Genomic DNA, 11,102 nt, shown 5'->3' with positions numbered 1-11,102 from the left:
ACCTGTCGGAAAATGCAAAAATAACTTGACGGAGTGCCTCAGGGCGCGATGCAGAGATTCTAACTTCAGATCTGGTATGTAAAGTAAATGAGTGTTCAATGTCTTGATCTAATGCAAAGCTACATTATTTCGGCCATTATGTTTCGCTCGATAAAGTGCTTGATCTGCTGCGCTTACTAAACTATTAAACTCTATCCCTATTTTAGACGAATCTGCTATACCGATACTTATCGAGCTTTTTATAGTATTTCCTTTAAACACAAAAGTTGTTGAAGCGTATACCTCTCGTAGGCGATTAGCTAACTCCAAGGCATTATCTGCTGATGTTGCGGGAAGTAAAATGCAGAATTCATCACCTCCGTAACGAGCTAAATAATCCTCAGGACGTATTGTTGCAAGTGCAATACTGGTTAGTCTACGCAATACCTCATCTCCGCTAGGATGCCCGTAGTTGTCATTAATGTATTTAAAGTTATCTATATCGATTAACAATAATGAGAAAATATCGCCAGAGCGCTTACCTCTTGAATGTAATCTCGCTATCTCCTCTTCAAGCTGACGTCGATTAAATACTCCAGTTAACATATCTCTGGAAGCTAATTTCTCAAGCTCGATAACGAGCTTCTGGTTTAACATCAATAGAAAACCAAATGTGACGCATACTTGAAGAATGCATGTGATTACAAATGTAATAGGGTTAATGGGAGTATTTGAATAAAGGCTGTATGGTTCTGTAGAAAATTGCGATATGAAGATCGCCCTGACAAGTAGTAGTCCTGATAGTAAGGCAAACGATATTCCAGTGAACCAAGATGCTGCTCTAAGCGAAGATTTGATATCATCCAAGAGCGCACCTGCACATATTGCATAGCCTAACGATAATAAAAGTGAGGTTGCGATGGCGCGTGATCTGATATCTGGATGAACAAACTCAAACCAGTAAGTTTGAAATGAGGCTAATCCAATAAAAAGGATTGCCAGCCACACATATGTTCGGCGAGATTTGAAAGTCTGGATTCCAGTAAACTGTAAGGCCACACTGGCAGCAATCAATGTAGTCGCTAACAGAATTGCATACTTCGCAATAGCGGTTGGCGGAGCAGTGAAGAAGTATGAAGAGCCTAAGCCAATTGCAATGAATAAGCTAGCAAGGGACCAATGCCTTACGCAACTTATACTTTTTGTATGAAGTCCGGCACGTAAAATTATCCCAGAGAATATGAAGGAAAGCATGGCGAACATCACAATAATAGTATGCACATCCAGGCTCATTCGAATCCTAATTTATATTCTTAAAAATCATCATTTTACTTGAATATCCATCGCCAGCGCACTATTAAGATACTGCAATATATTGGGAAGGTATCAATATCGCTTGAGAACTGTAAGCCTAACGAATGCATTAATGAGTCTGTAGTTATAGAGTTTTTATATGTGCATCATGCCGAAATTGATGGGAACGGTAAGCCTTAGAAATTGCAGCATTCCGGAAAGGACACCTTCATTCTGAATCAATCAATTATATTTAAATTAATTGTCTTTTAAAAAATCAGGCCCAGCAAACTGAAGGATAATTTCATTTAAGTTAGCAACTTACTATCAATGTAGTTAATATTGAACTGCGTAAGTTTCAACTAAAGCGTCAATAGGATGCGGCTCGTGCATTAAGTAACCTTGTGCGTAGTTAATTCCTAAGCTTCTTACATGAGCTAATATCTCTGGTGACTCTACATATTCAGCAACTGTTTTTAAACCCATGATTCGAGCCACATCGATAAAACATCGCACTGCAGAATCATCTAGAGGATCACGAATCATGGCCTTGATGAATTGACCATCTATTTTCAGCATATCGACTTTCAACGTTTTCAAGTAACCAAAAGAAGATGCACCTGCACCAAAATCATCTAATGCAATTCGCACACCTAATTGGCGCACTTGTTCAATAAATATAGAGGCGTCAACAATATTAGTTACTGTAGCGGTTTCAGTGATCTCTAAACAAATACACTCACAAATTTCCTTGCCCGCCTTTCTTAAAGTCTCAATAGCATGGGTATGAAATGCTCGATCACCAATTGACTGACCAGACAGATTTACACAAATTGTGCTGACTTGAGAAATGTCCTGTAACGAATCTAGCCAATCAATGACATGTTCTAATACCCAGCGATCTACACGCGAAGCTAAGTGAAATCTCTCTGCTGCAGGTAGAAATGCCCCTGGTGAAATGATTACTCCGTCATCATCACGCAAACGTAGCAAAACTTCAGCATGAATCTTAGATTCAGCCGGCGATAAGTTTTCTTTATCCACTACGAATATACGTTGGGCAAATAGCTCAAATTGATTTTCATCCAAAGCGAGTTCTAATCGAGTCGCCCACTGCATTTCACCCTGATGAGTGCGGGCAGATGCATCGGTATCAAACCAAGTATGAACTCGATTTCGACCTGCCTCCTTGGCCGTATAACAAGCAGCGTCTGCAGCTTGTATGACATTGGCTATACCAGCCCACCGACCATCTAGTATTGTCAAGCCTATGCTAGTGCCAATTCGAAACCGCTTGCCATCGTGTATAAAACGGTATTCGTCCATGCGATCGCAAATCGTCTGAGCAACCCGTTGTGCTTGCTCAGTGGAACATTGTTCTAAGATTACACCAAATTCATCCCCACCTAGCCTTGCTAAAGTGTCTCTGGAACGCACAATCTCAGAAAGCATTTTGGTCACTTGTTGCAACAATATATCACCAGCAGAATGTCCACATGCATCGTTCACTAATTTGAACTGATCCAAATCGATGAACATAAGCGAATGCTCGCCACCTTCAGCTTTTGCGTGCGACAACACTCGTGATAAGCGGGTTTCAAACTCCGCTCGATTAACCAAACCGGTCAATGAATCATGCGTAGCCCGATAGCTCATTTCGTTACTCAGGCGTCGTTGTTCTGTTACATCATGGAAGACCAACACAACACCAATAATTCTGCCATCTTCAGATCGAATCGGCGATGCTGAATCTTCAATACCATATTCAATGCCATCTCTCGAAATTAATATGGTGTGGTTAGCAAGGCCTACAATTTTACCGCGCCTCAAACACTCAGCCACAGGATTTTCTGCTACTTTGCGAGAAACTTCGTTTAAAATGTTGAATATTTGCGCAATAGGTCTACCTTTAGCTTCTGCACTAAGCCAACCAGTCATACGCTCAGCTACTGGATTTAGCCATGTTATTCGACCTTTAGCATCAGTCGTAATCACTGCGTCGCCAATTGACTGTAAAGTAACACGCAAGGTTTCATGTTGTTTAGAAACTTCTAAAGTTAACTCACGTAATTTAGTCACATCCCAATTAGTGCCAAGCATGTGTAGAGCTTTATCTTGGGAATCTCTTGTGACACTTGCCTTCGCCCGGATATGATGAATTGAACCATCATGCCGAACAGCACGAAACTCCACATCGTATTGACTATTTCCAGCGATAGCATCATTAAAGGCAATCACAACATCTTCGCGATCATCAGGGTGCAACATTGAAGCCCAACGATTAACAGTCAAAACGTCACTTGAAGTTAATCCGTACAAACCATTTATCGTGTCATCACACTCTAAACGATCATTTAAAACATCGTAACTCCAAATACCGATACCACCACTTTTAGTTGCAATTGCCACGCGTGCATTCGCTTCGACCAAAGCATCTTCTTGCTGCTTACGAAAAGTAACATCTTCAACTGAACCTACAAAGCTGATGATATTGTCACTCTCGTCTATGACTGGTCGAGATCTAGAATGCACATAGCGAATAGTTCCATCTTCATGCCTTATTCTAAATTCCATATCAAATTCAATACGTTCTGATGCAGATCGCTGCCATTCTTCATAAACAGCCTCACGATCCAATAGGTGTATCGTATTACTCCAGCCAGATCCCAAGCTCTCTGCAAAACTGATCCCAAAAATATCTTGCCAACGGGTATTGGTATACGTACAAATTCCAGATGCATCAGTAGCAAATACACCAAGTGGTGAGGCATCACTTAATGCACGGTATTTTGCTTCGCTTGCTGCAAGTAGACGTCTAGTTTGGTTCTGCTCGCGTATATCGTGAACGATCTTAGTGGCGCCAATTAGTCTTCCTGATCCGTTATACAAAGGGGCTAAACTAACTGAAACATCAATTAATTCACCCAGCTTACTTAGCCGTTTTGACTCGTAAGAAATACCTTCTGGGAGATTTGCAATATGCAAGACAATCTCGGCATCATCGTTGGTATTTTGGAAAGGCACTAATCGTGAAATATTCTCACCCAACATTTCTTCATGGGTATAACCGAATAATTTTTGTGCCGCTGCATTCCAATGTGTGATCGTTCCATCCAACATTAGCGCAATAATAGGTTCTTTCGTGTTTTGGAATATGGAAGCAGTGTAATCAGCGGCTTCAAGTAATGCTGCTTCAGCTATTAGAATTTCCTGCTCTGATTCGCGCAATCGGTGGCTTTCAAGCGCTTTGCTGGCAGCAGTGGCCAAATAGGTCAAAATGATGAGCTGCTGATCGGAAAGTTTATGCGGTTGAGTGTCAATCACACAAAGCGTGCCTACATTTTCGCCTGATGTTAATTGCAAAGGTGCCCCTGCATAAAATCGAATATTCGGATTAGCTAAGACTAAAGGGTTGTCTGAAAAACGAACGTCTTTTGTAGCATCTTCAACTTCAAGAATTTCTTGACCAAGAATTGCATGTGCGCAAAAAGCCAGTTCACGTGGGGTTTCAGTCACGCCCTCTAAACCAACATTGGCTTTAAACCACTGTCGATTTATATCAACCAAGCTAATCAGAGAAATTGGAACTCCGCAAATAAGTGAAGCTGCTTTTACAATTGCATCAAATTCAGCTTCAGCAGCAGTATCTAAAACTCTAAGCCGTTTTAGGGATTGAACTCTAATATCTTCATTTTCAGGAATTGCGGCAGCTGGCATAGTTCATTACCTCATAATGCAAGTAGTTTTCATAGTCTTCTAATTTTAAACAAAATGGATTTATATTGAATCAATAAATAGCGATGCAATAACAATCTTGTTAAGTATAAAGTGTTGAATATTGCTAACGACAACATCATAAATCAAAGAATTAGCTGGAATTTCAATTATTTTTGAACATTACAATCTAGACCTTAGATTATTTATTAGCAATATATTTATCGACTATTAAACGTTAAGAATTGTTAAATTAATGTGAGAAAGTTTAAGCTCCATTCGCTTTTTATAATATGGCAGTGGACTACTTAAGTGGTATTTAATTTATTTGACAATATATTTGTCTGAACTATTCAGATGATCACTATTCTGAAGGTCATTTTAAATTAACGAATGACTTCTATGGGCCCGAAGCTTTCAATTCATAAGTCCGCAATTTGGAAGCCTGATTGCAGACAGCACTAACTTATGAAATCGACCCTAAAGCGGTCCTTAAACTTTATTTGATTACTAAAAGGCAGAAAACACTCCCATACTCGACGTTCAAATCTAACCTGATACGGATAACACGACTTGGTTGACTATGTATACATGAATATATATAGCAACTTAGCAAAATATTACAGCCACAGAAGCTTTAGATAAGTCTGCTTATGTATCATTGCTTAAATTAACATTTTAAGAACGAGGGCAATAAATTACTTTTGTTTCGATAGCCAGGCATCGAACTTAGATATTTCTTTTTTTTGTCCTGTAATGATTTTTTTTGCCATTGCTTTCATTTCTGATGACTTGCCTTGGTCAATTTCTAATTGTGCCATCACCAATGCTTGCTGATGGTGCATTTTCATCATCATGGCAAAGTCTTTATCAACATCACCGGACATTTTCATCGACTCCATTTCCTTCATGCCATCATGCATGGTCCGTGTCATAGTGTCTGAACCTTTAATATTGCTGTGGTCATCTGCGTTGGCAAGGCCAATAAAAGATGTAAGAAGAACTGAAGCCAAACAAACTTTCAAAATATGATTAGATGTAATTTTCATGATAATTCCTTTATTAATAAGAAATTGACAATAAATTTAAAAAGACATCTGGTCTGTACGTTAACCAACATTTAAAAAATAAAGTGCTAAACGTGCTATTTTTCAAGACTTCATAATCCGCCAAAGTGGACAGACGAGCAGCAATGCTCCGTTAAACATGGGCGGAAATTCCCTGCCCATCTGGTCAAAACAATAGAATATTGCTCAGCACTGTAGCATTTTATCCAAAAGAAAAATCAGTTAGTCCTTTGAGTTGGTAATTGAATACTTGTGGCTTTCAAACGCAATGCATTAGTTATAACAGACACAGAACTCAAACTCATCGCTAAAGCTGCAATCATGGGTGAGAGCAACCAACCTGTGAATGGGTAAAGCACCCCCGCAGCCAACGGAACGCCTAACGCGTTATAAACGAATGCAAATCCTAAATTTTGTTTCATATTTGCAATGGTTTGCTCCGATATAGCGCGCGCTTGGGCTATGCCTCGCAAATCACCTTTAACGAGCGTTACCTGCGCACTATTCATTGCTACGTCAGTACCAGTGCCCATCGCCACGCCCACATCTGCTTTGGCTAATGCAGGCGCATCGTTGATGCCGTCACCTGCCATAGCCACAATGCGGCCTTCTTTTTGTAACTTATCAACCAGCGCTAATTTGTCGGCAGGTTTAACTTCCCCATAAAACTCTTCAATTCCAAGTTTTTCGGCAACAGATTTTGCTGTCAGCAAGCCATCACCAGTCGCCATAATCACGCGCATGCCTGATGCTTTTAAATTGTCTAATGCTTCTACTGTGTTTTCTTTGATTGGGTCAGACACAGATAGCAACCCCGCAAGCTGACCATCAGCTGCTAGATACATCACGCTTGCACCCGTTGCACGTAATTCATCTGCTTGTGCTTTTATTGATTCTATTTGAATATTCAGCTGCTCCATTAGCGCAGTATTACCTAGCGCCAATTGTTTGCCGTTCAAATTACCTCTCACGCCAATACCTGTGCTGGACTCAAAGTTATCTACCTTATCAATAACCAGATCCTTTTCACGCGCTGCTTTCACAATCGCATCTGCTAATGGGTGTTCACTGCCTTGGTCGAGACTGGCTGCCAGGCGTAACACTTCATCTTCTGTGTATCCCGATGTTGCTAAAGCTTGATTAAAGCGGGGCTTACCTTCAGTTAACGTGCCAGTCTTATCTACAATTAAGGTATCAACTTTGCGGAAATTCTCAATGGCAGCTGCATCGCGGAATAACACACCTTGCGTCGCAGCTTTACCAGTGGCAACCATAATAGACATGGGCGTTGCCAAACCCAGCGCACAAGGGCAGGCAATAATGAGCACTGCCACAGAGTTGATCAGACCAAATACCCAACTGGGCTCTGGTCCAAAAAATCCCCAAACAAAGAAAGTAGTCAGCGCAATACTCACTACAGTGACTACAAAATAGCCCGCCACTTGGTCAGCCATATGTTGCATAGGCGCTTTAGAACGTTGTGCTTGAATGACCATTTGTACAATGTTAGCCAACACCGTTTGTGAGCCTACCTTTTCTGAGCGCATGACCATGGCTCCATTGGTATTAAGCGTTGCGCCAATGAGCTTATCGCCAATACCTTTAGTGACTGGCATGGGTTCACCAGTCAACATGGATTCATCCACAGCGCTACCACCTTCAGTCACGACACCATCCACTGGCACCTTTTCACCTGGACGGATGCGTAGCAGGTCACCCACATGAACGTGAGTCAAAGGGACATCTTCTTCTATCCCATCTGTATTGATCCTACGTGCTGTTTTAGGCGACAAACCAAGCAAGGATTTAATCGCAGCAGAAGTTTGTGAACGTGCTTTCAGTTCAAGAATTTGACCGAGTAACGTCAAAGAAATAATTACAGCGGCCGCTTCAAAGTAAACAGATACCCGTCCCATCGCCATAAACGATGCTGGGAACACATTTGGCATTACTGTAGCAACAACGCTGTAAATAAATGCGGCTGATGTTCCTAAACCTATCAATGTCCACATATTCGGGCTACGATTCACAACGGATTGGAAACCACGCATAAAAAACGGCCAGCCTGCCCACAATACGATAGGTAGTGATAGCACCAGCTCGATCCAACTCTGGGTAGCCATCTCAAACCATTGCAACCGGTGACCAAGCATTGCCAAGAACGTTACGATGATAGTGAGTGGAAGCGTCCAAATAAAGCGCCGCTTAAAGTCTGCCAACTCAGGACTTTCCCCATCGTCTAAACTAGGCATTTCTGGTTCCAATGCCATACCGCATTTAGGACAAGCACCCGCGTGGTCCTGCCTCACCTCTGGGTGCATCGGGCAGGTGTAAATAGTACCTGTAGGGATTGTCTCTGCAGAAGTCGGATTTGTTTCTGATTTAGGGGTGTCTGAGCTTGAGTCATCAGCCAGATACTTAGCTGGATCAGCTGCAAACTTAGTCTTGCAACCAGCACTACAAAAGTAAACTGGCTTATCCTGATACTTAAAGACATGAGATGACAGCTCCGTCACCGTCATACCGCAGACTGGATCTTTTAATATCGGCTTTATTGCATCATCAATACTCATGACATTGACTCCAATGTTTTACTCAATGTATTACCCACAGCAACCTTTACCTGAAGGTTGCTGGGTAGAAGTGTTAGAGGCATCTACGCCATAACCCGCTTCCTTTATCGCTGCTTTCATTTGTTCAGGCGAAGTAAGCTTTTCATCGTATTGCACGGTTGCGTTATCGTCTGATAATGAAACAATGACATTCTCTACGCCTTTAACAGCTCTCAATGCTTTCGTAACATTGCTACTGCAGCCGCCACAGGTCATACCCGTTACTTTTATTTGTTCAGTTTGCATGGTGAAATTCCTTTTCATTAATACTTACGAAGTTAAGTACTACCTTAGCATCTCCCTTATTAGGCTGACGGTCTGTTTCTTAACGCACTTAAGGTAATTTAATACCCCTCACACTAGTTTCGTATTTTTAGGATGAGGGGCCTTAACTAATCAATGCTTCATATCACCCATTGGCTTACGCACAGACATTTCCGTACCACCTTCAGGAACAGTAACTTGTGATCGCTCCACTGGCGGTAAGTCGTTCATCACTTCACGCGCTAATGATCCTTTAGGATGTTTATAAGGTCCAGGGTCTTTGTAATCGTTACGTGTCAAGCCCTCTCTAACCTTGACTGTGGTAAACATGCCGCCCATATCGATGGCACCATACTGTCCAGTACCTGTCATCATTGGCAAGGTGTTCTCAGGGAGTGGCATCTCCATCATAGCGTTCATTTCAGACATCTCCGCCATGCCCGTTTCACCCATCGCCATATAATCAGGCACCAGGTTGCTGATCTTTCCAACAAGATCACTTTGTTTGACGCCTAATAATGTGGGAACTTGGTGACCCATCGCATTCATGGTGTGATGGCTTTTATGACAGTGGAATGCCCAGTCACCGGGATTATCAGCGATGAATTCAATAGCACGCATTTGTCCTACGGCTACATCAGTTGTCACCTCTGGCCAACGTGCTGTTGGAGGCACCCATCCACCATCGGTACCAGTTACTTGAAATTCATGCCCATGCAAATGTATTGGGTGATTGGTCATAGTGAGATTGCCAAATCGGATACGTACACGATCGTTTTTGCTAACTACCATTGAATCGATGCCTGGGAAAACCCTGCTATTAAATGTCCACAGATTGAAATCCAGCATGGTATTGATTTTAGGGGTATAGCTGCCAGGATCAATATCATAAGCATTGAGTAAGAATACAAAGTCACGATCAACTGGCATGAATTTAGTGTTTTTGGGATGTGTGATCCAAGTGCCCATCATACCCATGGCCATCTGTACCATCTCATCGGCATGCGGGTGATACATGAATGTGCCTGGCCGCTTGGCGACAAACTCATACATAAAGGTCTTGCCAGGCTGAATCGGTGGTTGCGTTAAACCACTTACGCCGTCCATACCATTAGGAACCGGCTGACCATGCCAATGGATACTGGTATGTTCCGGCAATCTATTAGTGACAAATATTCTGACTCGATCACCTTCAACCACTTCAATGGTAGGCCCAGGACTCTGACCGTTATAGCCCCATAAATGGGCTTTCATACCGGGTGCCATTTCCCGCAATACTGGCTCTGCGACCAGATGAAATTCTTTGACCCCATTATTCATACGCCATGGCAGGCTCCAGCCGTTTAGTGTCACGACTGGGTTATATGGCCGACCAGTATTGGGATGCAAAGGTGCTTGAGTATTCGCTTGCTCAGTGGTCACGATTTCCGGTAACGCAGCCATCGCGACTTTGCTTACAGTGGATGCAGCAATGCCCGCACCTGCCAGCTTAAAGAAATCACGTCTGCTAAATTTAGAAAAATCCATATTAGTTACCTCCCATCATATTTGCGCTACCTGTTAGCGTCATGTGTAACGCACTCTCCGAGAGCCAAAATTGTTTTAATGATTCGATGTAGCTTTTTACACTGGTGACTTGTGAACGAGCATCCGCTAATAACTCAAAAGGGCTGACAAGCATACCGTTGTAACGAAGTTGGTTTTCATCGAGGATTTTTTTATGCAATGGCACGATTTCATCACGGTAATGTTTGGCGATATCGTAATTCGCGCGGTAGTTGCTATAAGCCTCTCTAACTTCGGATTGAGCATTGACAGCAATCTGCCCCGCACGATTCAATGACTGCATATAAATTGCTTCTGCACGAGCGACGCGGGCTCCGCCCCAATCGAATAAAGGGAGTTCAAACGATATGTCTACGCCATTCTTATATCCAGAGCTTCTGCGCCCTTCTAGCACCCTTGCAGGGCCAATTTCAAGTACGTTGATGAACCGTGTTGTTTTAGTGAGGCCTAATTGTTTAGCTAGAATTTCGGTTTCGGATTTCATAGCTTTGAGATCGAGCCTTTGTTCAAAAGCGGTTTTTTCAAAAGGCTGCAGGTCATCAATTGATTTGGGTGTTGAATTGCATTAATAACTGACCCACCAATTGCATTTAAAATTGACCCACCC

Annotated in this window: 6 protein-coding genes and 1 pseudogene; all 7 read right to left on the bottom strand. The window is 42.2% G+C overall.

What is annotated here, in order from left to right; all coding sequences use genetic code 11:
* Window positions 1-108 precede the first annotated feature (108 nt).
* Window positions 109-1,272 carry a GGDEF domain-containing protein gene (locus PSU72_RS11635; protein ID WP_300432713.1) on the bottom strand — a complete coding sequence of 388 codons (1,164 nt, stop codon included), beginning with the start codon at window positions 1,270-1,272 and terminating at the stop codon, window positions 109-111.
* Window positions 1,273-1,608: 336 nt separating this feature from the next.
* Window positions 1,609-4,989, bottom strand: coding sequence for a PAS domain S-box protein (locus PSU72_RS11630; RefSeq protein ID WP_300432712.1), 3,381 nt, complete (start codon window positions 4,987-4,989; stop codon window positions 1,609-1,611).
* Window positions 4,990-5,684: 695 nt separating this feature from the next.
* Window positions 5,685-6,035, bottom strand: a complete 351-nt coding sequence (locus PSU72_RS11625) for a DUF305 domain-containing protein (RefSeq protein WP_300432710.1) — start codon at window positions 6,033-6,035, stop codon at window positions 5,685-5,687.
* Between the two features lie 236 nt (window positions 6,036-6,271).
* Entirely contained in the window at window positions 6,272-8,626 is a 2,355-nt protein-coding gene (locus PSU72_RS11620; RefSeq protein ID WP_300432709.1) for a heavy metal translocating P-type ATPase, read from the bottom strand.
* Between the two features lie 30 nt (window positions 8,627-8,656).
* Window positions 8,657-8,911, bottom strand: a complete 255-nt coding sequence (locus PSU72_RS11615; RefSeq protein WP_300432707.1) for a heavy-metal-associated domain-containing protein — start codon at window positions 8,909-8,911, stop codon at window positions 8,657-8,659.
* 150 nt (window positions 8,912-9,061) lie between these two features.
* On the bottom strand, window positions 9,062-10,456 hold the full coding sequence (locus PSU72_RS11610) for a copper oxidase (protein WP_300432706.1): 1,395 nt from the start codon (window positions 10,454-10,456) through the stop codon (window positions 9,062-9,064).
* Window position 10,457: 1 nt separating this feature from the next.
* A pseudogene (locus PSU72_RS11605) lies at window positions 10,458-11,018 on the bottom strand (TolC family protein); the annotation flags it as partial.
* Window positions 11,019-11,102 lie beyond the last annotated feature (84 nt).

The organism is Methylotenera sp., assembly GCF_029945535.1.
GTDB lineage: Bacteria > Pseudomonadota > Gammaproteobacteria > Burkholderiales > Methylophilaceae > Methylotenera.
This window is presented reverse-complemented; position numbering and strand designations above follow the sequence as displayed.